This is a genomic window from Nonomuraea sp. NPDC051298, from assembly GCF_055586305.1.
On the sequence record NZ_JBVJIM010000019.1, the window covers coordinates 84207 to 107373 of the forward strand.

General features: G+C 70.3%; 20 protein-coding genes, 1 tRNA gene and 2 pseudogenes. 9 read left to right on the forward strand and 14 right to left on the reverse strand.

Translation table 11 applies throughout. The features are described 5' to 3' along the window. Positions 1 to 92: 92 nt before the first annotated feature. The 3 genes from ACZ6S0_RS38950 (at position 93) to ACZ6S0_RS38960 (ending at position 3996) form a co-directional block, all read left to right on the forward strand. Positions 93 to 1532: a GuaB1 family IMP dehydrogenase-related protein gene (locus tag ACZ6S0_RS38950; RefSeq protein WP_465924351.1), complete on the forward strand. Its 1440-nt coding sequence runs from the start codon at positions 93 to 95 to the stop codon at positions 1530 to 1532. Positions 1533 to 1703: 171 nt separating this feature from the next. Next, complete coding sequence (locus tag ACZ6S0_RS38955; RefSeq protein WP_465924352.1) at positions 1704 to 2078, forward strand: FKBP-type peptidyl-prolyl cis-trans isomerase; 375 nt, start codon at positions 1704 to 1706, stop codon at positions 2076 to 2078. A gap of 394 nt (positions 2079 to 2472) precedes the next feature. Further along, a complete protein-coding gene (locus ACZ6S0_RS38960; RefSeq protein WP_465924353.1) occupies positions 2473 to 3996 on the forward strand; it encodes an ATP-dependent DNA ligase in 1524 nt (507 codons plus the stop codon). A 97-nt stretch (positions 3997 to 4093) separates the two neighbouring features. Here the strand turns inward: ACZ6S0_RS38960 and ACZ6S0_RS38965 are convergent, their stop codons facing one another. Continuing rightward, entirely contained in the window at positions 4094 to 4858 is a 765-nt protein-coding gene (locus ACZ6S0_RS38965) for a trypsin-like serine protease (RefSeq protein ID WP_465924354.1), read from the reverse strand. 375 nt (positions 4859 to 5233) lie between these two features. Here ACZ6S0_RS38965 and ACZ6S0_RS38970 point away from each other — a divergent pair, with 375 nt between their 5' ends. Continuing rightward, positions 5234 to 5449 carry a hypothetical protein gene (locus ACZ6S0_RS38970; RefSeq protein WP_465924355.1) on the forward strand — a complete coding sequence of 72 codons (216 nt, stop codon included), beginning with the start codon at positions 5234 to 5236 and terminating at the stop codon, positions 5447 to 5449. A gap of 661 nt (positions 5450 to 6110) precedes the next feature. On the opposite strand, the pseudogene ACZ6S0_RS38975 reads toward ACZ6S0_RS38970, so the two are convergent. The 3 genes and pseudogenes from ACZ6S0_RS38975 to ACZ6S0_RS38985 all read right to left on the reverse strand — a co-directional run. Next, positions 6111 to 6776, reverse strand: a pseudogene (locus tag ACZ6S0_RS38975) (phosphotransferase family protein); the annotation flags it as partial. A 333-nt stretch (positions 6777 to 7109) separates the two neighbouring features. Next, a pseudogene (locus ACZ6S0_RS38980) lies at positions 7110 to 7241 on the reverse strand (phosphotransferase); the annotation flags it as partial. Between the two features lie 442 nt (positions 7242 to 7683). Next, positions 7684 to 8280, reverse strand: coding sequence for a magnetosome magnetite crystal formation protein family (locus ACZ6S0_RS38985; protein ID WP_465924356.1), 597 nt, complete (start codon positions 8278 to 8280; stop codon positions 7684 to 7686). Between the two features lie 133 nt (positions 8281 to 8413). On the opposite strand from ACZ6S0_RS38985, the gene ACZ6S0_RS38990 reads away from it, so the two are divergent. Beyond that, complete coding sequence (locus ACZ6S0_RS38990) at positions 8414 to 8764, forward strand: hypothetical protein (protein WP_465924357.1); 351 nt, start codon at positions 8414 to 8416, stop codon at positions 8762 to 8764. A gap of 377 nt (positions 8765 to 9141) precedes the next feature. On the opposite strand, the gene ACZ6S0_RS38995 is transcribed toward ACZ6S0_RS38990, so the two are convergent. Continuing rightward, complete coding sequence (locus ACZ6S0_RS38995) at positions 9142 to 10155, reverse strand: DUF4192 domain-containing protein (RefSeq protein ID WP_465924358.1); 1014 nt, start codon at positions 10153 to 10155, stop codon at positions 9142 to 9144. A gap of 10 nt (positions 10156 to 10165) precedes the next feature. On the opposite strand from ACZ6S0_RS38995, the gene ACZ6S0_RS39000 reads away from it, so the two are divergent. Beyond that, the gene (locus ACZ6S0_RS39000) at positions 10166 to 10387 is read left to right on the forward strand and encodes a hypothetical protein (protein WP_465924359.1); all 222 of its coding nucleotides are present in this window, start codon (positions 10166 to 10168) and stop codon (positions 10385 to 10387) included. Between the two features lie 588 nt (positions 10388 to 10975). Here the strand turns inward: ACZ6S0_RS39000 and ACZ6S0_RS39005 are convergent. The 5 genes from ACZ6S0_RS39005 to ACZ6S0_RS39025 all read right to left on the reverse strand — a co-directional run bounded on the left by ACZ6S0_RS39005 (position 10976) and on the right by ACZ6S0_RS39025 (position 16287). After that, positions 10976 to 11710 carry an EI24 domain-containing protein gene (locus ACZ6S0_RS39005; RefSeq protein ID WP_465924360.1) on the reverse strand — a complete coding sequence of 245 codons (735 nt, stop codon included), beginning with the start codon at positions 11708 to 11710 and terminating at the stop codon, positions 10976 to 10978. Positions 11711 to 11720: 10 nt separating this feature from the next. Beyond that, the gene (locus ACZ6S0_RS39010) at positions 11721 to 12302 is read right to left on the reverse strand and encodes a Maf family protein (protein WP_465924361.1); all 582 of its coding nucleotides are present in this window, start codon (positions 12300 to 12302) and stop codon (positions 11721 to 11723) included. Positions 12303 to 12661: 359 nt separating this feature from the next. Then, complete coding sequence (locus tag ACZ6S0_RS39015; RefSeq protein WP_465924362.1) at positions 12662 to 13309, reverse strand: DUF937 domain-containing protein; 648 nt, start codon at positions 13307 to 13309, stop codon at positions 12662 to 12664. 92 nt (positions 13310 to 13401) lie between these two features. Next, positions 13402 to 15450: an ATP-dependent zinc metalloprotease FtsH gene (gene ftsH, locus ACZ6S0_RS39020; protein WP_465924363.1), complete on the reverse strand. Its 2049-nt coding sequence runs from the start codon at positions 15448 to 15450 to the stop codon at positions 13402 to 13404. 36 nt (positions 15451 to 15486) lie between these two features. Beyond that, positions 15487 to 16287, reverse strand: a complete 801-nt coding sequence (locus ACZ6S0_RS39025; RefSeq protein WP_465924364.1) for a hypothetical protein — start codon at positions 16285 to 16287, stop codon at positions 15487 to 15489. A gap of 183 nt (positions 16288 to 16470) precedes the next feature. Here ACZ6S0_RS39025 and ACZ6S0_RS39030 point away from each other — a divergent pair, with 183 nt between their 5' ends. After that, positions 16471 to 17439: a DUF3616 domain-containing protein gene (locus ACZ6S0_RS39030; protein ID WP_465924365.1), complete on the forward strand. Its 969-nt coding sequence runs from the start codon at positions 16471 to 16473 to the stop codon at positions 17437 to 17439. Positions 17440 to 17461: 22 nt separating this feature from the next. Here ACZ6S0_RS39030 and ACZ6S0_RS39035 read toward each other — a convergent pair whose 3' ends face one another. Together ACZ6S0_RS39035 and ACZ6S0_RS39040 are read right to left on the reverse strand one after the other, a co-directional pair. Beyond that, positions 17462 to 18121, reverse strand: a complete 660-nt coding sequence (locus ACZ6S0_RS39035) for a peptidyl-tRNA hydrolase (RefSeq protein ID WP_465924366.1) — start codon at positions 18119 to 18121, stop codon at positions 17462 to 17464. Further along, positions 18118 to 19398 (reverse strand): MFS transporter, encoded by a 1281-nt coding sequence (locus tag ACZ6S0_RS39040; protein ID WP_465924367.1) that lies wholly within the window; start codon positions 19396 to 19398, stop codon positions 18118 to 18120. The genes ACZ6S0_RS39035 and ACZ6S0_RS39040 overlap by 4 nt, the downstream gene beginning before the upstream one ends. A 71-nt stretch (positions 19399 to 19469) precedes the next feature. Between ACZ6S0_RS39040 and ACZ6S0_RS39045 the strand changes: the two genes are divergently transcribed. Both ACZ6S0_RS39045 and ACZ6S0_RS39050 read left to right on the forward strand, forming a co-directional pair. After that, positions 19470 to 20417, forward strand: a complete 948-nt coding sequence (locus tag ACZ6S0_RS39045; RefSeq protein ID WP_465924368.1) for a GlxA family transcriptional regulator — start codon at positions 19470 to 19472, stop codon at positions 20415 to 20417. Between the two features lie 85 nt (positions 20418 to 20502). Further along, positions 20503 to 21324: an SAM-dependent methyltransferase gene (locus tag ACZ6S0_RS39050; RefSeq protein WP_465924369.1), complete on the forward strand. Its 822-nt coding sequence runs from the start codon at positions 20503 to 20505 to the stop codon at positions 21322 to 21324. Between the two features lie 113 nt (positions 21325 to 21437). Here the strand turns inward: ACZ6S0_RS39050 and ACZ6S0_RS39055 are convergent. Both ACZ6S0_RS39055 and ACZ6S0_RS39060 read right to left on the reverse strand, forming a co-directional pair. Continuing rightward, positions 21438 to 21510 (reverse strand) — tRNA-Ala (locus ACZ6S0_RS39055). A gap of 83 nt (positions 21511 to 21593) precedes the next feature. After that, positions 21594 to 23090, reverse strand: coding sequence for a vWA domain-containing protein (locus tag ACZ6S0_RS39060; protein WP_465924370.1), 1497 nt, complete (start codon positions 23088 to 23090; stop codon positions 21594 to 21596). Between the last annotated feature and the right edge of the window lie 77 nt (positions 23091 to 23167).

A 23167-nucleotide genomic window follows, 5' to 3' on the forward strand; every position in this document is an offset into this window, starting at 1 on the left:
CCTCCTCCCCCAAAAGTATCCCGGCCGATCATAAGCCCCCGGGAAAGGGGGAAAACCCTGAGAGAACGCAACTGCACATACCATGGATGAATGTGAGATTTCTCAACGACCTAGAGCCCCAATACGACCTGACCTATAGCGACGTGTTCATGGTCCCGTCGCGTTCCGCGGTCGGTTCGCGGCTCGCGGTCGACCTCTCGACGAACGACGGCACGGGCACCACCATCCCGATCGTCGTGGCGAACATGACCGCGGTCGCCGGTCGGCGCATGGCCGAGACCGTGGCACGGCGGGGCGGCATCACCGTGATCCCGCAGGACATCCCCATCGACGTCGTGACGAACGTCGTCGACTGGGTCAAGAAGCGCGACCTCGTCCATGACACGCCGCTCACGCTGACCTCGCACGACACCGTCGGCGAGGCCCTGCAACTGCTGCCCAAGCGGGCGCACGGCGCGATCATCGTGGTCGACTGGGAGAACCGTCCCGTCGGCGTCGTGACCGAGGCCGACTGCCAGGGCGTCGACATGTACACGCAGCTCTCGCAGGTGATGTCGAGCGAGCTGCTCACCCTGCCCGCCGGGCTCGACCCGCGCGGCGCCTTCGACCGGCTGCACGAGGGACGCCACCGGCTGGCGCCCATCGTGGACGAGAACGGGCGGCTGGTCGGCATCCTCACCCGTACGGGTGCGCTGCGCGCCACCCTCTACCAACCGGCCGTGGACGCCCAGGGCAGGCTGCGCGTCGCCGCCGCCGTCGGCGTGAACGGCGACGTGGCCTCCAGGGCCAAGGAACTCCTCGACGCCGGGATCGACTGCCTGGTCGTGGACACCGCGCACGGCCACCAGGAGAAGATGGTCTCCGCCCTGCACGCCGTCAAGGCCCTCGACCCGGGCGTGCCGGTCGCGGCCGGCAACGTGGTGACCGCCTCTGGCGTACGCGACCTGGCCGACGCCGGGGCCGACATCGTCAAGGTCGGGGTGGGGCCGGGCGCCATGTGCACCACCCGGATGATGACCGGCGTGGGCCGTCCGCAGTTCTCCGCCGTGCTGGAGTGCGCCGCCGAGGCCCGCCGCCTGGGCCGCCACGTGTGGGCCGACGGCGGGGTACGCCACCCCCGCGACGTGGCGCTCGCACTGGCCGCCGGGGCGTCCAACGTGATGATCGGATCCTGGTTCGCGGGCACGTACGAGTCGCCGGGAGACACGCACATCGACGCGAACGGCCGCAAGTACAAGGAGAACTTCGGCATGGCCTCCGCGCGGGCCGTACGGCTGCGGACCGCCGACGACTCCGCGTTCGAACGGGCCAGGAAGGCGCTGTTCGAGGAGGGCATCTCGACGTCCAGGATGTACCTGGACCCGAAGCGGCCCAGCGTCGAGGACCAGATCGACGCGATCGTGGCCGGGCTGCGGTCGTCGTGCACGTACGCGGGGGCCTCGAACCTGGAGGAGTTCCACGAGCAGGCGGTCGTCGGGATCCAGAGCTCGTCGGGGTACACGGAGGGCATGCCGCTGCACCAGAGCTGGTGACTCCTGCCCGTCCGCCGGACGCGGGTCGCGGGTCGAAGAAACGGTGGCCATGAACACGATGGCCATGAACACGGTGGCCATGAGCGAGGACGGCATCCCGAGCGAATAGAGTCGTCGGGTCGATTCACATCGGCCGAACACTCGAAACAACCGTTAACAGGAGCAGAATTCGTGGCACTCCAGAAGCCCGAGATCGACTTCCCTGGCGGCAACCCGCCCGCCGACCTCGAGATCGAGGACCTGACCGTGGGCGACGGCCCCGAGGCCAAGCCCGGCCAGACGGTCAGCGTGCACTACGTGGGCGTCTCGTTCTCGTCCGGGGAGGAGTTCGACGCGTCGTGGAACCGCGGCCAGGCCTTCGAGTTCCCGCTCGGCGCCGGGCGCGTCATCGGCGGCTGGGACCAGGGGGTCGCGGGGATGAAGGTCGGCGGCCGGCGCAAGCTGGTCATCCCGCCGCACCTCGGCTACGGCACGCGCGGCGCGCCCCCGCGGATCAAGCCGAACGAGACGCTCATCTTCGTCGTCGACCTGCTCGGCGTGAACTGACGCAGGCCCACCTGCTCAACGCGAGCCGACGCAGGCCCACCTGCTCAACGCGAGCCGACGCAGGCCCACCTGCTCGGCGCGAGCTGACGCAGGTTCACCTGCTCGGCGCGAGCTGACGCAGGTTCACCTGCTCGGCGCGAGCTGACGTAGATCGGCGGTGCGTTCTCCGGAACGTACGCGATCTTCCGGCCCGGGGCCGGTCTCCCTACGCGGAGGCCGGCCCCGGCCGCGAGAACCGCGGCCATTCACCGCCCGTTCACCGCCGGACGCCGTCCGCCGAAGGCGCTCCCACGGTTTGCCCCATAACCCATTCCTCGCCTCCTTGACTGACACTCTCTGCAGATATGCAGATATCAGGTGGGGAAATGTCGCCGCCGTAAGGCACCATAGGCGTGTGCTACTGATCGACGTGGTCCGGGTTTCCGAGGCGGTGACGCGCACGTCCGCCAGGCTCGGCAAGATCGGCCATCTGGCGGAGCTACTGGGGCGGGTCGGCCCGGAGGAGGCGGAGATCGCCATCTCCTACCTCTCCGGCGAGCTGCCCCAGCGGCAGGTGGGCGTGGGTTGGCGCACGCTGGAGGACATCCCCCAGCCCAAGCTGGCCGCCACCGCCACCCTGACCGTGGTCGACGAACTGCTGAGCCGCATCAAGGCCGTCTCCGGGCAGGGCTCGCAGGCGGCGCGCAAGGCCCTCGTGACCGAGTTGTTCGCGGGGCTGGCGAGTCAGGAGCAGCAGTTCATGCGGCGGCTGCTGTTCGGGGAGCTGCGGCAGGGGGCGCTCGACGGCGTCATGATCGAGGCGGTGGCCAAGGCTTCCGGCGCGCCGTCGGCCGACGTACGACGGGCGCTCACGCTGCGTGGCTGGCTGCCCGCCGTCGGGGCGGCGGCGTTGAGCGGCGGGGTCGCGGCGCTGCACGCGTTCCGGCTGGAGGTGGGGCGGGCGGTCGCGCCCATGCTGGCGAGCAGCGCGCCCAACGTGGCGGCGGCCCTGGAGAAGGCGGGCACGCCGGCGGCGCTGGAGTGGAAGCTCGACGGCATCCGCGTGCAGGCGCACCGCTCCGGGTCCGAGGTGCACGTGTTCACCCGTACGCTCGACGACATCACGCCGCAGGTGCCGGAGCTGGTCGAGGCCGTGCTGGAGATGCCGTCCGACGATCTGGTGCTCGACGGCGAGGTGATCGCCCTGCGCCCCGACGGGCGGCCGCACCCGTTCCAGGTGACCGCGGGCCGCGTGTCCAGCAAGATCAACGTCGCCCACCTGCGTGAGCAGACCCCGCTCACCGCCTTCTTCTTCGACGCCCTCCGGATCGACGGCGCCGACCTGCTCGACCTGCCCTACGCCGAGCGCCAGGAGGCCCTCACCCGCACGGTGCCGCAGGGCCTGCTGACGCCGCGGCTGGTGACGGATGAGCTGGCGGAGGCCGAACGGTTCTTCACCGACGTGGTGAAGGCGGGCCACGAGGGGCTGGTGGTCAAGTCGTCGGCCTCCCCCTACGCGGCCGGGCGGCGCGGCGCGGGCTGGATCAAGGTCAAGCCGCGGCACACGCTCGACCTGGTCGTCCTGGCCGCCGAGTGGGGCCACGGGCGCCGCGAGGGCAAACTGTCGAACCTCCACCTGGGCGCCCGCGACCCGGAGGGCGGGTTCGTGATGCTGGGCAAGACGTTCAAGGGCCTGACCGACGAGCTGCTCGCCTGGCAGACCGAGCGCTTCCTCGATCTCGCCGACGGCCCCACCGACTCGTGGACGGTCACGCTGCGGCCGGAGCTGGTGGTGGAGATCGCGTTCGACGGGGTGCAGCGCTCTCCCCGCTACCCGGGCGGCATGGCCCTGCGCTTCGCCCGCGTACTGCGCTACCGGCCCGACAAGCGCGTGGAAGACGCGGACACGGTGGACACCGTCCGGTCCCTGATGTTGTAGTGCTGCGGTTGCGGCGCTGACGTTGCGTGCACCAGCGTTTCGGCCCTGACGTTGCGGCCCTGGCGTTGCGGCGCTGCCTCGGGTCCTGGTCGGCCCGTCAGCCGGTGGCGGTGTCCGGGAGGGTGACGTAATTGCCCAGGAAGTGCCGGGCGTTCGGGGTGTCGAGCCGGTAGTCGTAGTTGGTCAGCTTGCAGGCGTCGTCCGCGCCGCTGATCGACGTCGCCACCAGCAGGTGGGAGTCGGGACCGCCCATGAAGTTCGGGCCGCCGGAGTCGCCGAAGCAGGTGCTGCCGTCGGTCTTGGCCTTCGGCATCAGGTCCAGCCACTTGCCCGACAGGCCCTTGAAGGAGATGGACGCCTGGTTGCGGGTGTCGGCGTAGTGGTAGCTGTACTCCTGGGCGTGCTTCTTCTTGCTCGTGGGCAGTGCGGTCGTGGCCAGCGAGCCGAATCCGACCGAGGTGAAGCGGGTCGCGTCCATACCGCCGCCCGCCTTGACCCGGTCGAGCAGACCGGGCTCGGGGAGCTGGGCGGGCTTGACACCCTGGACGGGCGCGGAGAAGACCACGACGGCCATGTCGTGCAGCTCTCCGGAGTCCTTGAAGCGCGGGTCTGGCACGAACCGGCCGGTGTAGAGCGTGTCCCCGGGCTTGTACTCGCCGTCGAAGGTGACCTTGGCGGTCTTCTGCCCGGGATCGCCGCAGTGGGCGGCCGTGAGGAAGACCGTGGGCGAGATCAGCGTGCCCGTGCAGTAGCTCCACGTGCCGTCGGGATTGGCCTGGTCGCCGATGAGGGCCCCTACTTCTGGGTGCGCGTTGCCATCGGCGGAACCGTTGGTGATGGCGGAGGCCGGGGTGGTGGTCACCGCGATCCATCCTGCCGAAAATATGACAAATGCGGCAAAACGCATTCACCGATGCTACGGTCTTCCCCTCGTCCGCAAAAAGGCCCTCCAGCGAAGATCTACCGACGGCCACCGCAGCTCAACGCGCATGCCCCAGCCCGCCGCACCCACCCCCGGAAGGATCTACGCGACCCACGCCCGGCAACCCACTTCAGCCCACCCGAACCCCCTCCCACTTCACACCAAACGCCCTCCCACTTCACACCGAACCCTCTCCCACTTCACACCGAACCCCTCCCGCCTCGCACTGAACGCCCTCCCGCCTCGCACGAGCGCCACCGTACGGACGACGGCCGGTTGCCGCCCAGTCGCCGGGATCGAAGACCAGGACGTGGGGTGGCGATCCACCGCGCCCCGAAACCGACCGGCAACACGACGCTGCCACAGGCGATGACCGGGCCTGACATGCCCGGTGTGGGCGCTTCAGAGGGACAGCACGTACGAGCTGCGAACGAAAGGGAAACCGAACGTATGAACGGCACCCGGACCGTTGCCGACGACAAGACCAGCCCCGTCTTCAACATCCGCGCTCTGCGTGACGCACCTGGTTGAGGAGTCCTGCAGACGAGCCCGCCGCCGAAGCCACTCAGCGTTCAGGCGAGGCGATCGGCGGAGCAACAGATCGGCAAATCGGCAGATCGACACGTCGGCAGGCGGCAGATCGACACGCTGACAAGGCGACAGGCGACAGGCCGACACGCCAGCAGGCCCGCAGATCGGCAGGCCCACGGGTCGGCAGGCCCACGGGTCGGCAGATCGGCGGATCGGCGGATCGGCAGGTTGGCAGGTCGGCAGGTCGGCAGGCGGCCATGATCGCTTATGTCTCAGCCCAGCAACGGGACACGCGGTCCCGGCAACATACCGGGCAGCCCGGCCAACGCGCCTCACGTGCAGAAAAGATCATCTCGCCTCGTCCTGCGAGAAGAGGCCACAGCCCAAGGCAACCGTCGACCGGCGGCCACCTGCCCCTGATCAAATACCCAACCCCGAACACCACCTGCAGCTACCTCCAGGCAGGAGACGGCGGACCGCTGCCCGTCTACGGGAACAACGGCGATGCCTCCACCGCCGGCATCGTGACGACGACGGGACTGGCACCATGCAGGCTCCAAAGCCGACTCTGGCCGATCGACGGCCAGCCGTACGTCCCATCCCGTACGTCCGCCCCGTCCCGTATGTCCTATCCCGTACGTCCCATCCCTGTTACGGGGTATCAACCCACATCGCTGCGTATCGCCACGTACCCGGTCAGGCCATCGGCCAGCTCGACCTGGTCTCCGTCTCTGAGCGCGGACAGGGCCTGCTGCAACGCGAAGGTGCCCCGGATGGCGGTGATACGGCGACGCAGGTCGTCATCGTCCCGCCAGCCGCCCAGCCTGAGGACCCGTTCCAGGAACCCGTCCCCGTACGAGGCTCCGAGCGCAGCCAGGTCCTCAGCGGGGTCGCCGATGGAGACCTCGTCCCAATCCACGACCCCGCTCAGCCGTGGCAGCCCGTCATCGTCCCGCTCCCACAGGACGTTCTCGGCGCCGAGATCGCCATGCACCACCGCTACGGCGAGGTCGGGCAGGTCGTCGAGGGCCGCGAGCTGCCGCTCGGCCAGTAGGCGGCCGTCTTCGGACATGAGCCCGTAAAGCTCGGCCCGAACGTCCGCCACGAACTGACGCCACCGTCCCTCCGTCGTCGTCAACACCGCCCGTGCCTCTTCACCGGCCCTGCCCACCGCCTTGCCCAGCCCGGCCAGCAGCGCGACGTACTGACTGGCCACGACTTCGGCCACCTCGGGATCCGCGACCACGCCAACTTCCAGGGGCGCCCCGGGAACCCGGCTCAGCACAAGGAACGGCACGCCATCCACGCGGTCATCGACACACTCACACGTGACCCCGTCCACGCAGCCATCACCACACGCACATCCGATCCCATCGACCAAGCCATCACCACAAGCACCCCCGACCCCACTCACCAAGCCATCGCCACACGCACACGTGGCCCTGTCCACGCAGCGATCGCCGTACTCGCACCTGACCTCATCCGCGCGGCTAACACCGTGCTCAGGCGTGACCCCGGCCGCTGCCTCAGCGCCGCCGTCGTCCCTCGCCGAGACGCTCAAGGGAGCGGAGGGAGCGAGCGGTGGGTGCTCGCGTCGGGACTCAGCCGTGTCCCCGGCTTCGTGCCTTGGCAGGCCCTTGCCCGTCTTCCGCCGACTCCGTTCTTGCAGCGGCTCCGGTATGCGGAAACCCAGGTCGAGCCCGGCCAACGCCCGCAGGGTGGCGGCGCGTTGCGGTAGGCGGGCGGCTGCCGCATCCGTACGGGCCAGGCACACGACCCGGTCGGCCCCGATCACCACCTGGTGAAACTGCCCTTCGTGGACAGTGACGTCCCCGAGGTCGGTGTCCGGCAGCAGCCGGTTCAACAGCGCGCGATTCGCCTTCAGTACTTCCATGACCGCGTTCGTACTACTCTCCGTAACCGTGAAAGCTCGAATCCGATGGCTGATCTCGCGAACGTATCAGCCGAGTGAACCGGCATGGCACAACAGGCAGGGCGCCCAGCCCACCGCACGGCGGGTGACCGACCGATGGGCTCACCGAAGCCCTGGAAGCGAGTGACTGGCCGTCCAGGCTCGCCCAAGCCTGGGAGCGAATGACTGGCCGATGGGCTCACCCAAGCCTGGAAGCGGATGACCGGCCGATGGGCTCACCCAAGCCTGGAAAGGAGAGATTTCCGCAGTTCACGGGACGGGATCGAAATTGTTGGGGCGATGACGAATCCGTCTCGGCGGCTCACTTCACCAGGCGGACAGTCATCGGATACCGGAAATTCCCCTCCGACAGCGCCGAGACGCCGGCGACGACCGACAGCACGATAGCCGCGACCCAGATGAAGGGCACCAGCACCACACCGACAATGGTCAGGCTCAGCAATACCGAGGCTCCCACCACCGTGATCTGGAAATTGAGCGCCTCCAGCGCATGCCTGCGAATGTAGGGCGAAGTCTTGCCACCGGTGAACAGCAGAAGCAGGGGCCCCAGGATCGGAAAACCGACGACGGCCAGCAGGTGGGCCAGTGCCCCACCGAGGCGCTCGTTGCTTTCCGTCATGTTCTGCGGACCGGCCGGACGCTGTGGCGGCGAAGCGGGCCGGGGCGCCACCTGGACGCCGTACAACTCGTTCATGATGGGCATCAAGTCGCCGTGGGTGCGCGCCGTCATCGCACGTTCCAGCCGCTCGTCGAACTCGAACTTGTCGAAGCGGCCCTCCGCATACGCCGCCTTGACGTGCTCGACCACATCCTCACGGTCCTGGTTGGTGACGCGCAGATGCGCCGGCGGCACCTGCCCCGGCCCGGGGGTTCTCGGTACCCCAGCCATAATCGCCATGCCTCTCCCTAGAGAATCGAGCTGTCACCCCCCATACTGCGTCCTCGTAACGTCTCGTGCCATCGGGAGAAACCCGGATCTGTCCCCTAGATCATCCCCGACGCCGGGGCTCCAGACGGTATAAAAAGGATTCATGAGATGGCGAGACCGCTACGGCATTCGTCGACTACGCGGACGTAAGATCGCGAAGTTCGACCGCGAGGCGACAGACGCCGACATCGAGGCGCTCATCGCCTTTGCTCGTTCGCGGCGTGGTGTGGAGTTTTACGTCGAACCGGAGACTTTCGCCACTGACACCACCGCCGTGGCAGTGGCCGACGACGGCGAGTGGACCCGGCGCAGGGTCGGCTCGCCCGCAGTGATCCACAAGGTCGCCCGTGATCTTGCTCTGCCGGTGTACGACGTTCAGCTCACCGGATACCCGCAGCGTATGCGCGCGTACAACGAGCGTCGCAAGAAGGAAGAGGGCAACAACGGCCTTTAGAGTCTCCCCTACCCACCCCTGATTCTTCCCTCCCTCCACCCCTTTCCTATCGGGGTATGCGGTGATCTGCCCCACCTGTTCAGGGTTGCCGGTGACAACGGGCTCCCCTCTGCCCATCGGGTCTCTTCGGTCATGACGGCTGGCCGTTCACGAGGTCTGTCCGTCATGGCGGCCTGTCCGGGTACGGCGTCCTGTCCTGGTACGGCGTCGTGGGCTCGGCCGTGGAGTCGGGTGCGTGGCGGGTGTGGGCGGGGTCGGTCGTCGGTGCCGGGTGCGGGAGTCGCTGTGATCTGATGCGCGCCTGGACGGGGCGCGGCAGTCCTGCGCGCCTCAGACTTCTGCGACCGATGTTCGGCAGACGCCGCCCTGGCCGATGGTCACTCCAGGGTGGGAGGTAGGTCGTCGTCATCGAGGACGTTGATCAAGGGGAGGAGCCAGGCGGCTGTGGTGGGGCCCATGGCGGAATCGAGCTCTGCCGGAGTCGGCAGGCGATCTCGGAGGATGGCCGGGGAGAGAAGGTTCTGGAGGGCGTGCATGAGCAGGTTGGCCATCGAGTAGCTGGGGTCGGTGGTCAGGGCGCGTTCGAGGGCTATAGTCGCCTGGACGCTGTCGCCTGCCCGCCAGGCCGCCATCGCGAGCAGGGACGCGACCGGAGGCACGAAGCGGGGCTCCAGCCTGCGGGTCAGGTCTTTCCAGAGCTGGGCATGGGACTCGTCCATGCGGGTCCATGCCTCGTCGCGGACTCGCATGACCAACAGGTCCAGCCCCAGTCTCGCCGCTTCCGCGTCGCTCAGGCGACCGCCCTCGGCATGGGTCTCCAGGGCTGATCGCACTCTTGCCAGGCCGTCGGACACGAACTGTTCGGCGAAGACTTCGAGATTGGTCGCGGACATGAGCCGGGCTCGGAAGTCTGCGATCGCCTCGAACGTGGCTCGGCGCATCGCCACTCGTACGGGACCGGCGATGGGGGCGATGGTACGTTCCAGGGCTTCGCGATCGGGAAGCGCCACCAGGCCGCGCACCGTGGCCTCGGCGGCTATCTGGGAGGTGGACAGGTCGTACGGAGTGCCTTCCGCAGGGCAGCAGGCCGCCAGATCGCAGATGTACGACCAGTAGCGGCCTTCGTGGGCGCGCAGGGCCTCGCCCACCTGGACCCCAGCCTTGGCGGCGAGGACTCTGGCCTCGTCGGTGGCCGGGGTGACCAGCTCACCTGGACCGTAGCCGACGATGACGACATCGGTGATGCCCTCGCGGCCGAAGAGGGGTGTCATGGCATCAAGGGTCCCCGGAGGAAAGGGCAGACCCCATCTGGCCACCATCTTGGCCTGGCCCCGTGCGAGGCCGATGACGATCAGGCTGGCGGAGGGGTGGAAACCGACGAGGTAGGGCACGGCGGCCAGGATGTCGGTGGGGCTGGTGAGGGTGAGACAGGGCTCTGTGGAGGGGAACGGCGAGGACGACGATGACGACGAACCGGACGACGAGGGGGAAGGAGAGGAGGGGGAGAGTGAGGCGGAGAGGGAGAGGGACGCGGATCGTGGGGGTGGTGGCGTGGGTGAGGACGTCAGGGTTTTGCGGCTCAGGGAGTCGGAACCCCCGGGGTTGGCGGTGGTGGTGGGGTGAGAGGTGGTGATGGTATGCCGATTGATGGCTGAGTGCGGGTTGTGGGTGGGATGCGGGTTGAGTGTGGAGTGCGGATCGGGGACGGAGTGCGGGTTGGGGACGGAGTGCGGAGTTGGGGTGGGTGCGGGGGCGGGAGCGGGAGCGGGAGCGGGAGCGGGTGTGCCGAAGGGATAGGGCCTGGGGGTGGGGCTGGAGGTGTAGTGGTTGGTCGTCATGGGTCCAAAGGGTGCCGGGCCAGGACTGGCACGCAGGCCGCCGAACGCGATTCTGGGGATAACCGTGGAACCAGGCTCGGCGGTTGTGGACAAGCGTGGCAACGGCTGCGGCCGGAACGGCTGCGGGGCCGCCGTCCGCAGCCGGTGCCGAGCGGCTCAGTGCGGTGTGGTGGTCAGGCTCGTGGTGAGGCGGATCGCACGACGTGATGAGGTCGATCGCACGCCGTGACGGGCACGGGCACGGGCACAGGGGCGGGGGCGGGGGCGGGGGCGGGGGCGGGGGCGATGACTGGGTGGGGCGTAGAGGGTGAGGGCCACGGATGGTCATGAGACCGAGGCCAAGGCGGGTTCGGGCGGGCCGCACCCGTACGTGTCATGCCACCGAAGCCAGGCGAGTACGTACGAGCAGGGCCGCACCCGCCACAGCGGCAGGCATGGCGATGACCGACACGAGGGGCACCAGGAACAGGACGAACACGGCCACCCCGAAGCCCAGCGCGCTCGCCTTGTTGGCGCGCAGCAGCGCGAACCGTTCCTTGCGAGCCATCCCCCGCCGCTCCATGGACAGCGTGGTCAACTCCACCGTGAGGAAGAAGCCGGACACGGCGGCCCCCAGCACCGGCACCACCGTCTGGCCCACCACCGGAATGAACCCCAGGAAGAACAGCGGAATCGTGAACAGCAGCACGTAGAAGAGCGTCACCAGGCTGTCGCGGATCGAGCGCGGCAGCGTACGCCACCACGGCTGCTCGTGCTCGTCCTCCAGGACGTCCACCGCCGCCGACAGCTTCTCGTAGAACGGCTCCCCGATGACCAGCGTGACAGCCGTGAACGTGATCACGGCCAGCGCCAGCCCTCCGAAGAACAGCGCGATGCCCACCAGGGTCCGGAACAGCTCCCGCCAGCTCCACGAATCGGCGAACGGCGTCAGGAACTCGGCCACGTCGGACGCGTTCGTACCGAGGAAGATCAGCGCCACCACGTACACGGCGAACGCGATCAGCGCAGGAATCAACCCGAACGCCCACCAGCGGCCGTTCCTGGCCACCCACCCGAACCCCTGGAGGAAGAAGCCGACACCGGCCGTGAAATCGCGCACTGATCGCATGCCCGGCAGGCTAGCGCCAGAAAGACGTCACCGCGTAGCCGAGTTCGGCGAACAGGTCACGCAGCAGCGGGAGCGAGATCCCGAGCACGTTGCCGTGGTCGCCCTCGATGCCCTCCACGAACCAGCCGCCGCGCCCCTCGATGCTGAACGCGCCCGCGAGGCCGAGCGGCTCGTCGGTGGCGGCGTAGGCGGCGATCTCCTCTTCCGACGGCTGGCCGAAGTGCACCACCGTGGTCGCGACCTCCGCCACCTGACGCCCCGCGGGCACGTCGATCACGCAGTGGCCCGTGACGAGGCGGCCCGTGCGACCCCGCATGAGGCGCCAGCGTTCCACGGTCTCTTCGCGGGTGGCGGGCTTGCCGTACGGGCGTCCGTCGAGTTCGAGGATCGAGTCGCAGCCGATGACCAGCCCCTCTTCGAGCCCGCTCGCGACCGCCTCCGCCTTCGCCTTGGCCAGCACCAGGCTGAGCGCGGCGGGCGAGTGGGCGGAGAAGGAGTCCTCGTCGACCCCGCTGACGATCACCTTCGGGTCGAGGCCGGCGGTGCGCAGGAGGGCCAGGCGGGTGGAGGAGGCTGAGGCCAGAACGATCACCGACCCAGCCTACCGGCCACCGCCCGTGGTCCGTCTGCGGCCAGGGGCGCGACGAACGAGCGTCTGACGACGGGGCCTGTGGGTTCACCGGCCGCGCCCCACCGACCGGGGCCACCGGTCAGGGCCCGATCGGGGCCCACCGCTCGGGACCCACCGCTCGGGACCCACCGCTCGGGACCCACCGCTCGGGACCCACCGCTCGGGACCCACCGGTCAAGGTCCACCGGTCAAGGTCCGCAGGTCAGGGCCCGCAGGTCAAGGTCCATCGGTCGGGGTTCGCCGGGTCACCGGTCGGGGGTCTGCCGAGGTCGGAGGCGGTGCGGGTCGGCGGTCGGAGTGCGACGTGCCGTCTGTGGGGTTCACCACTCGGAGTTCGACGTGCCGGGAGTGATCTCGCGTTCGGTGCACGGGGTGCCGATGCCGCCGGACGTCCCGGGTGTGACCTGGCGTTCGGTCCGGTACGGCTCGTACGGCAGGCCCTGGCGCGGCACGTTCCCGCCGAAGATGCCGTTGAGCAGCCTGTCGAGCAGCTCGCCCAGCCCGCCGGGGAGGGACGCCTGCTCGCGGTCGAGGAAGTCGGCCAGGGCGCCGGCGTCCATGTCGCGGTCGGCGGCCCGGTTGGCCAGCAGCGACATGATCATGGGGGCGAGCAGCGGCATGAGCTTCATGATGGTCACCGTGCCGACCCCGGCGAGCTGCGCCAGCCCGGCCGCGGCCTGCTCGGTCCCCTGCCCGCCCAGGACGTGGCCGAGGATGCTGTGCCCGTCGCGGGTGAGCGAGGCCACGTCGCCGTTGAACGGATCGGCGTCCAGGTGGTCCTCCAGCGCGTCGCGCAGGGCGTCCGCGCCGTCGGGGTGAGCGGCGTTGCGGGCCATGCCTCCGACGATGGTGCCCGACACCGCCTCGATGACCTTGCGGGCCGTGAGCGAGTCGGTGCCGAGCATCCCGGCGATCTGTTCCAGCCCCGAGTCTCCGAGTCCGGCGAGAAGCTCGTCATTCAGTGTCACGACGATCCCCCGATCCCAGTTGTCGGAGATGTTCCCTTGCCGGACCCGAAGCAACGTCCGAATTGTCCTAATTCTTGGGAAAGTGTCCGAACTTACGGACGAGGCTCGGGCTCGCCGACCTCCACCGGCGCAGGCTCTACGGCAACCGGCCCCCCGTTCGAACCAGGCGAACCATGCGAATCATGCGACCCGTTCGACGCCGCCGGACGGTGCGGGATGGCCACGGGCGCGACGCGGGTCTCGATCGGGCCGGGGAGACCGGCGGCGGTGTACGCGCCCGCCTCGTCCAGCGTCTCGTGCTCCAGCAGGGCCACCACGATCGCGTCCAGCTTGTCGCGGTTGTCGGTGAGGATCCGGACCGCGCGCTCGTAGCACTCGTCCACGATCCGCCGCGCCTCCTCGTCCACCGTGGCCAGCGTGGCGGGCGACGCCTGCGGCTGCTGGCCGTCGTTGGGCAGGATGGTCAGCGGGCCGACCTTCTCGGACATGCCCCACCGGCCGACCATGCCGCGAGCGATCATGGTGACCTGCTCCAGGTCGTTCTCGGCGCCGGTGGTGATGACGCCGTACACGACCTGCTCGGCCGCCATGCCCCCGAGCGCGCCCGTGATGCGTCCGCGCAGGTACTGCTCGTCGTAGGCGTAGCGGTCGGTGTCGGGGGTGGACAGCGTGACGCCGAGCGCCCGGCCGCGCGGGATGATCGAGATCTTCCTGACCGGGTCGGCGCCGGGCTGGAGCATGCCGAGCAGCGCGTGCCCGGCCTCGTGGAAGGCCGTGCGGGTGCGCTCCTCCTCCGGCATGACGATGCTGCGGGCCGCGCCGAGCTGCAGCTTCTCCAGCGCGTCGGCGAAGTCGGCCATCGTGACCTTGTCGCGTCCGCGCTTGGCGGCGAGCAGGGCGGCCTCGTTGACCAGGTTGGCCAGGTCGGCGCCGGTCATGCCGGGCGTGGTCTTGGCGAGCTGGTCAAGGGCGATCTCTCCGTCGAGCGGCACTCCGCGCGTGTGCACGACCAGGATCGCGGTACGCCCCGCCGCGTCGGGCAGGCCCACCTGCACCGTACGGTCGAAGCGCCCCGGACGCAGCAGCGCCGGGTCGAGGATCTCCGGCCGGTTGGTGGCCCCGATGACGATCACGCCCTCGGCGCCGGAGAAGCCGTCCATCTCGGTGAGGATCTGGTTGAGCGTCTGCTCGCGCTCGTCGTGGCCGCCGATGCCGCCCGCGCCGCCCCTGGCCCGCCCGATGGCGTCGATCTCGTCGATGAACACGATCGACGGCGCCACCTTGCGCGCCTCCTCGAACAGGTCGCGCACCCGCGAGGCGCCCACGCCGACGATCATCTCGATGAACTCGGAGGCGCTGGCCGAGAAGTAGGGCACCTTGGCCTCGCCCGCGACCGCCCTGGCCAGCAGCGTCTTGCCGGTGCCGGGAGGCCCGGCCAGCAGTACGCCCTTGGGCAGCTTCGCGCCCAGCCTGCGGTATTTGCCGGGGTCCTTGAGGTAGTCGACGATCTCGACGAGTTCGTTCTCGACCTCGTCGATGCCCGCCACGTCCTCGAACGTGACCCGCACCTGCCCCGCGTCGACCGGCTTGGCCGCCTTCGACTTGCCGAGCCCGCCCAGGCCGCCGCCCATCATGCTGGCGCCCCTGCGCATGATCCAGATCCACAGACCGGCCAGCAGCAGCACGGGCAGCAGCGACAGCAGCAGGTTGGAGAAGAACCCGCGCGTGATGGGCTGCGAGGTGATCTCGACCTGACCGGTGGCGAGCTGCTGGTCGAGCTGGTCGGTGTTGGCGAAGGCCGGGATCTCGGTGGCGAAGCGCGTGTACGTCTCGCCACCCTCGGGGTTCTTCGCCGCCTTGCGCAGATCGCCCTCGACCGACAGGCCCTGGGCGTAGATGTCCTTGACGTTCTTGGTGTTCACCTGCTTGGTGAACTCGGTGTACGAGATCGTCTCCACGGATCCGCTGTCGACGAACGACGACACCACGAAGAAGCCCGCGTACACCACGAGCAGCGTGACGACGAAACGCCACCAATTGATCTTGGGCCGCCCGCCGGGCGTGCCGGGCAGGCCCTCCGAGCGCCAGGGCGGCTTGCCCTTGCCCTTGTCCGGTGTCTGCGGCGGTCCAGAGCGTTCCACGGCGTCACTCCCCACATCGCCGCTTTCATGATCCTTCTAGCCTAGAACACGCACCCCAGAGACCACGCGGCCGATGTCGGACCACTGCTTGCGCTGCGAGTCAGGCACTGTGACGAACGCGAGTCCCGGCTTGCTCATTCCCCCATCCATGATCACGACGGCCGCTTGGGAGCTGCGCTTGCCGTACGTGACCCGGTAGACGAGCATCCAGCCGCGCTTGACCGGCTGGGAGGCCAGCCAGGTGATCCGGGAGCCCTTGGGATGGTGGTTGAGCGTCCAGCGGGCGGCCAGCAGGGCGGTGTCGCGCGGCGTGTCCTGCTCCATGGTCGGCAGCGGGGAGGTGACGAACACGCCGCGCAGGCTGGTGCCGCGCTGCTTGGGCAGCACCTGCTTGCTGGTGAACGGCGCCGCCCCCGACGTCTTCCACGGCCCGGACATCCGCGGCACGGCCAGCCCGGTACGCGGGTCCTTGACCACGCGCTTGGCCGGGGTGCGCAGGGGCATGCGCTTGACCTTGCTCGTGAGCTTGGGCACGCGCGGGTCGGCGTACAGGGCTTGCATGGCCGTGTAGCCGGGCGCGAGGGAACCTCCCGGAGCGGGCGTCTCCCGCGGTGCCGCCCCCGCGGGGCTGGGAGAAGCGGGGCCAGGGGAAGGAGACGCGGGGCTCGCGGACGTCCCGGCCATCGGTGCGGAGCCGGACGAGGACGGCGCGGCCGGCGGCGCGGTTACCGGCCCCGCCGCGACCTCGTCCGGCTCGGACGGGAGCACCATGGCCAGCGCCACGGCGACAGCCGTGACGGCGGCGGCCATGGCCAGCCCCCGATACACCACCCGCATGCGCAGATCGCCGATGCGGGAGCGTTTGGGCGGAGAAGTGGGAACGCTACGCCTTGCCGGATCTTTCACCCGGGAATCCTCGGTCTCATCTTCCCCATGGAGCACGACGGGAGCGTACGACATATCCCGGCATTGCGTCCTTGAAGCAACCGAAGTGCAATCATGGCGTGGTGGGATGGCCTCGTGGAACAGGTTGAGCTGCGATTCGATCACGCCTCGCAAGCGTCCCAGACACACACCAACCTCTCGGCGATCCGGCAGAGCTCCACCGGTCTCTGGGTGGCCGGTGACGAGACCGCGACCTTCGAGCACCTCACCTGGACCGGCGACCACTACGGCGGCCAGCGCACCTACCATCTGGCCGACCACGTCACGCTGCCCGCCGGGCCGCAGGACGAGGCCGACATCGAGGGCCTGGCACGCGCGAACGGCTACCTGTGGCTGGTCGGCTCGCACAGCCTCAAGCGCAGGAAGGTGAAGTCGAAGGACCCCGGCAAGGCGGCCGAGCGGCTGGCCACCCTGGTCAGGGAGGAGAACCGGTTCGTCCTCGCCCGCCTGCCGCTGGATCCGCAGTCCGAGACGCCCGGGGCGGGGGCGATCCTGTCGGGCTCCCGCGCCCTGACGACGCACCTCGGCGAGGACCCGCACCTGGCGCCGTTCCTGGCGCTGCCGGGCAAGGACAACGGCCTCGACGTCGAGGGCATCGCCGTCACCGAGGACCGCGTCTACCTCGGGCTGCGCGGGCCCGTGCTGCGCGGCTGGGCGGTGGTGCTGGAGCTGCGGGTCGAGGACGCGGGCAGGGGGCGGCTGCGGCTGCGGGAGCCGTACCGCAAGCACTTCCTGGACCTGGACGGGCTCGGCGTGCGGGACATGTGCCCGGACGGCGACTCGCTGCTGCTGCTCGCCGGGCCGAGCATGGACCTCGACGGGCCCGTACGCGTGGTGCGCTGGCGGCTCGGCCCCGAGCGGCGGGGGCTCGTACCGGCCGACGAGCTGGAGACCGTGCTGGAGCTGCCGTACGGGGTGCGGTGCGACCACCCGGAGGGGCTGGCCCGGCTGGCGGACGGCAGGCTCATCGTCGTGTACGACAGCCCGTCGCCCGCCCGCATCACCCCGGCGGGCGGCGTCCTGGCCGACGTGTTCAAGATCTAGGGCGGTTCGAGATCTGGGCAGGTCAGGGCCTGGTGACGCGGCCCGCCAGCCAGGGTGCGTCCGCGACGAACGTGCACGAGCCCGGCTCGATCTCCGTGAAGCCCGCGTCACGCACCACCGGCAGCCCGGCCGCCACCAGGGCGTCGAAGTCGTCCCGCGCGGCGGCCGTGCGCACCGAGACCGCGAGCCCCTGCTCCCGCCAGGCCGCCCGCTCGCCCGCGTCGCTGGCCCACCAGGCGAGCTGGGCGGCGTGCCCGGCCTGCGCCATGGCCTTGCCCGCGGACATCTCCAGCGCCGGGTTGGCCCACAGGACCGGCGGCCGCGCGGGCCCCGGCCCGGCGGTGTCGGTCAGCTCGGTGCCCGACACCTGCAACCGGGCCAGGTCGCGCGGCCAGTCGTCGAGGGGCACGGGCGGGTGGACGCGTACCTGGGCGGTGCGGTGCTCGACCGTGCGGCCGGGCAGCGCGACGGCCCGGCGCCACTCGGCGCCCCTGGCCCGGCGGACGACCTTGCGGATCTTCCCGGTGGACTGCCAGGCGTGCAGCTCGGCGGTCCACTCGCCCGGGTCGTCCAGCAGGCCCAGGACGGCCATGGCGGCGGCCTCCAGGGCGTCGGTGCGTTCGGGAGGCGCGGCCCGCTCGATCCTCACGACCAGGGGCAGCACGTACAGCTCGGCGTTCATCGCCCTCTAGCATGCCCGATGGCCAGGGACATTCCGGCGGCGAGCAGGCACAGGGCGCCGGCGGCGTACCAGGCGAGGTCGTAGGCGCCCAGGTGGTCGCGGGTGAGCCCGGCGCCGATGGCGGCGATGGCGGCCCCGACCTGGTGCGAGCCGAACACCCAGCCGAAGACGACGGCCCCGTCGGCCCCGTAGATCCGCCGGCACAGCGCCACCGTGGGAGGCACGGTGGCCACCCAGTCCAGTCCGTAGAAGATGATGAAGATCAGCATGCTGGGCTCGGTCGTGGCCGCGAACAGGCTGGGCAGCACCATGAGCGACAGCCCGCGCAGCGCGTAGTAGACGCCGAGCAGCACCTTGGGGTCGATCTTGTCGCTGAGCCAGCCGGAGGCGATCGTCCCGGCGATGTCGAAGATGCCGATGATCGCCAGCAGGCCCGCGGCGACCGGCTCGGCCATGCCGTGGTCGTGCGCGGCGGGGATGAAGTGGGTGCCGACCAGACCGTTCGTGCTGGCGCCGCAGATCGCGAAGCCACCCGCGAGCAGCCAGAACGGCCGCGTCCTGGCCGCCCGGGCGAGCACGGTGACGGCCCTGACCGCCGCGTTGACCGTGACCGGCGCCGCCGCGCGCACGGCGCCGGTCTCTGGGCCCGGCTCCGTGCCCAGAGCCGTCGTGCCCACGTCCTCAGGACGGTCGCGCAGCAGCCACCACACGAACGGCACCACGGCCAGCGCCGCCGCGGCCACGGTCAGCGAGGCCACCCGCCAGCCGGGTCCCCCGGCGAGCTGGGCGAGCACGGGCAGGAAGACGAGCTGTCCGGTGGCCCCGCCCGCGGTGAGCACGCCGGTCACCAGCCCGCGGTGCCGGACGAACCAGCGGTCCACCACGGTCGCGGCGAACACCAGCGCCATCGAACCGGTCCCGAGGCCCACCAGCACGCCCCAGCAGAGCAGGAGCTGCCAGCTCGCCGTCATCAGCACGGTGAGCCCGCTGCCCGCGGCGATGAGCAGGAGCGCGATGGCGACCACGCGGCGCATGCCGAAGCGGTCCATGAGGGCGGCGGCGAAGGGGGCGGTCAGACCGTAGAGCACCAGGTTGATCGAGACGGCCAGCGAGATGGTGCCGGTCGACCAGCCGAACTCCTCCTGCAACGGGGTGATCAGCACGCCGGGGGTGGCGCGGAAGCCGGCGGAGCCCAGGATGGCCACGAACGCGACGGCCGCGACGAACCAGGCCCGGTGCAGCCGTCGACGGGTGGGAGTGGGGGCGCTCACTGTCATGCGCCAATCCTGATTTATCTGCTCACATGGTCACGAGCGGCCGGAAAGCCAATATGTGCAAGAATCAGGCCATGCTCCATCGTGTCGCCGTCGTGGTGCTCGACCACTTCGCCCCGCTCGACCTGGGCGTGCCCGGCCAGGTGTTCTGGGCCGCGGAGAGCGCGGCGGGCGAGAAGCTGTACGAGGTGGTCACCTGCTCGGAGGGCGGCAGGCCGGTGCGGTGCGGCGCGGGCTACAGCGTGCTGCCCGACCACGACCTCGGCGTGCTCGACTCGGCCGACACCGTCGTGGTGCCCGGCGTCCACGGAGGGCGGCCGATGAGAGACGGCACGATCTCCGGCACGCTCCGCGCGGCCCTGCGCGACCGGCCGAGGGTCATGTCGATCTGCACGGGCTCGTTCGTGCTGGCGGCGGCGGGCCTGCTCGACGGCCGGCCGGCCACCACGCACTGGCGCGAGGCGGCCCGCTTCGCCCGGCTGTTCCCCGAGGTCAAGCTCGACCCCGACGTGCTGTTCGTGGACGACGGCGACGTGCTGACCTCGGCGGGCGTGGCGGCGGGCCTCGACCTGGCCCTGCACGTGGTCAGGCGCGACCACGGCAGCGAGGTGGCCAACCGGACGGCCAGGCGGTGCGTGATGCCGCCGTGGCGGGAGGGCGGCCAGGCCCAGTACATCGACCGGCCGCTCCCGTCCGGCGACGGCGGCACGGCGGCCACCCGCGCGTGGATGCTGGCCCGCCTCGACACCTCGCTCGACCTGACCTCGCTGGCCGGGCACGCCAGGATGAGCGTACGGACCTTCACCAGGCGCTTTCGCGAGGAGACCGGCCAGAGCCCGGCCAAGTGGCTCGCCGGCCAGCGCGTACGCCACGCCAGGCACCTGCTGGAGACGACCGACCTCGGGGTGGAGGAGGTCGCCAGGCGGGCGGGCTTCGGCTCGGCGGTCTCGCTGCGCCAGCACCTGCACGCGGCCGTCGGCGTCTCCCCTCTGGCCTACCGCCACACCTTCCGGCGTAGCTGATCGCCCACCCACGCAGATCCCCGACATAACCGGCCTTTTTCCCGTCTAGAATGCGGCCGAGGATGATCACAGAAGGGTTGTGCGCATGGCCGAGGCGGATCGTGTCCCAGACGGGGTCAACCCGAGCGTGCCCAACATCGCACGCATGTACGACTACTACCTCGGCGGGCGCGACAACTTCGCCTCCGACCGCGCGGCGGCCGAGCAGATGATCGAGCTGGGCCGCCGGATGGGCAACGACGCCCGGCAGATAGCCCAGCACAACCGGGCCTTCCTGGGCCGCGCGGTACGCATGCTCGCCGAGGCGGGCGTGCGGCAGTTCGTGGACATCGGCGCCGGTCTGCCCACCCAGGACAATGTGCACCAGGTGGCCCAGCGGCACGTCCCCGACTCGCGCGTGGTCTACGTGGACAACGACCCGGTCGTGCTCGTGCACGCCCGCGCGCTGCTCGCCAGGGAGCCGAACGTGGTGGCGGTCGAGGGCGACCTGCGCGACCCCGACGCGATCCTGGACGACCCGCAGGTCGTCGGGCACATCAACCCGTCCGAGCCGTACGCGGTGCTCATGGTGGCGGTGCTGCACTTCATCCCCGACGACGCCGAGGCCGCCGCCATCGCCGCCCGCGTCAGGGAACGGCTGCGGCCGGGCTGCTACCTGGTGCTCTCCCACCTGTACGAGGGCGACGTCGCCGAGGACCACGCCCGCGCCGGCCAGCAGGTCTATTCGGGCACCGCCTCGGGCGGCCTGGCCCGGCGCGGCTACGCCGACATCGCCGCCTACTTCGGAGGCATGGAGCTGCTGGGGCCCGGCGTCGTGCCGGTGGCCGACTGGCAGGCGGACGCGTCGCGGGGCGAAGGCTACGACCTGGTCAAGCCGGGCATCCTCGCTGGAGTCGGACGCGTCTGAGCCCGCCTGCGAGGGCTCCCGGCCCGCCCTCACGAACGGCCCGCCCTCACGAACGGCCCGCCCTCACGAACGAAGGCCGCCCCGGATGACCGGGAGCGGCCTTTTCACTGCTGTGGAGCTATGGGGATTCGAACCCCAGACCTCCTCCATGCCATGGAGGCGCGCTACCAACTGCGCCATAGCCCCTTTCGCTGTACGAGTGTAGCCGACTTCGGGACCGCCGGAGCACACGCGCGAATGGGGACAAGGCGGCTCAAGGGAGCGGCGGGTCAGCGCACGGCGCTGGCCTTGCCGATGAGGGTCACCAGCTCGCTCACCATCGGGTCCTCGGAGGCGTCGGCCAGCCGGGCGGCCTGATCGGCCAACATCGGCAGGTCCATGCCGAACGCCTCACGGTCGCGCATGTACACCGCGAACGCCGCCACCACCACGTCCACCTGGAGTCGCACCGGCGCCTTGTCCCACAGCGACTCGGCCAGGTCCGCGGAGCGCAGCGACTCGCTCGCCTCCGAGGCGGTCCTGGTGTCGGGGTCCTGCCAGCGCACGGTGGCCTGGGCGAGCTGGCCCTCGGCGCCGGGCTTGAGCTTGAGCGCGTACAGAGCGGTGACGGAGTGGCCTGGGCCGATCTCGCCGCCGTCGCGGCTGTCGTCGCGGAACTCCTCGGCGGCCAGCTCGCGGTTCTCGTACCCGATGAGGCGGTAGCTCTCCACCACCGACGGGTTGAAGACGACCTGGGCCTTGGCGTCGCGGGCGCGCAGCTCGATGGTGGCGGGGAGCTGCTCGGTGAAGAGCTTCGCAGCCTCCTCCTCGGTGCTGACGTACACGGCCATGCCGTCGCCGTTGTCGGCGAGTTGTTCCATCAGCTCGTCGCCGTACTCGCGGCCGACGCCGACCGTGAGCAGCGTGACCTGCTTGCCCGCGTACTCCTTGACCTGGTCGAGGAGGGCCTGCCAGGTGGTGCTGCCCTGGTTGGCCAGGCCGTCGGAGAGCACGACGACCCGGTTCGTGGCCGCCGGACGGAACGCCTGGGACGCCTCTCGGTAGCCGGTCACGAGCCCGGCCTCCAGGTTCGTGCCGCCGCTGACGGAGAGCCGGTCCACCGCCGCGCGCAGCTCGTCCCTGGCGGTCAGCGGGGTCATCGAGGCCAGGACGTCGGCGCCGTCGCTGAAGGAGACGATCGAGACCTGGTCACCGGGCGCGAGCTGGTCGAGCAGCTTGTGCAGGGACGACTTGACCAGGTCGAGCCGGCCGCTCTCGGCCATCGAGCCGGACACGTCCACCACGAACGTGAGGTTGGCCGGCCGCCGCGCAGCGCTGTCGGAGGCCCGGGTCTGCAGGCCCACCCGCATGACGGCCTCGTCGCGCTCGGGCAGCCTGGCCCCGTCGACGTGCACGGTGAACCCGTCGTCCGCCGGCTGCGCGTAGTCCTGTCGGAAGGCGTTGACCCACTCCTCGGGACGGATCTCGCCGGGGGCGGGCCAGCGGCCCTCCTGGAGGGTACGGCGGGCGTAGCCGTACGAGGCGGTGTCCACGTCGAGGGCGAACGTGGAGATCTGCGCCGTGGTCGTGTCCTGCTCGCCGTCCTCGTCGGCGGGGGACTTCTCGGGCAGCGGCGAACTCGACGGCGCGGGGGCCTGAGGCTGCCGGCCCTCGTTCGACGACTGAGGTGCCCTGGCGCCGCTCGTGCTGCTTTCGGGGCCGCCGCAGGCCGCCAGCCCGAGGAGCGCGACAAGCCCGACGCTGATCGCTAAAGGACGAATTTTCATCTCAACCACCTCCGAGTCGTACGACGGCAGGAAGGGCGAGCCGGCCGGGCCGGTGACGCAAGCGAGCGCAAACCGCG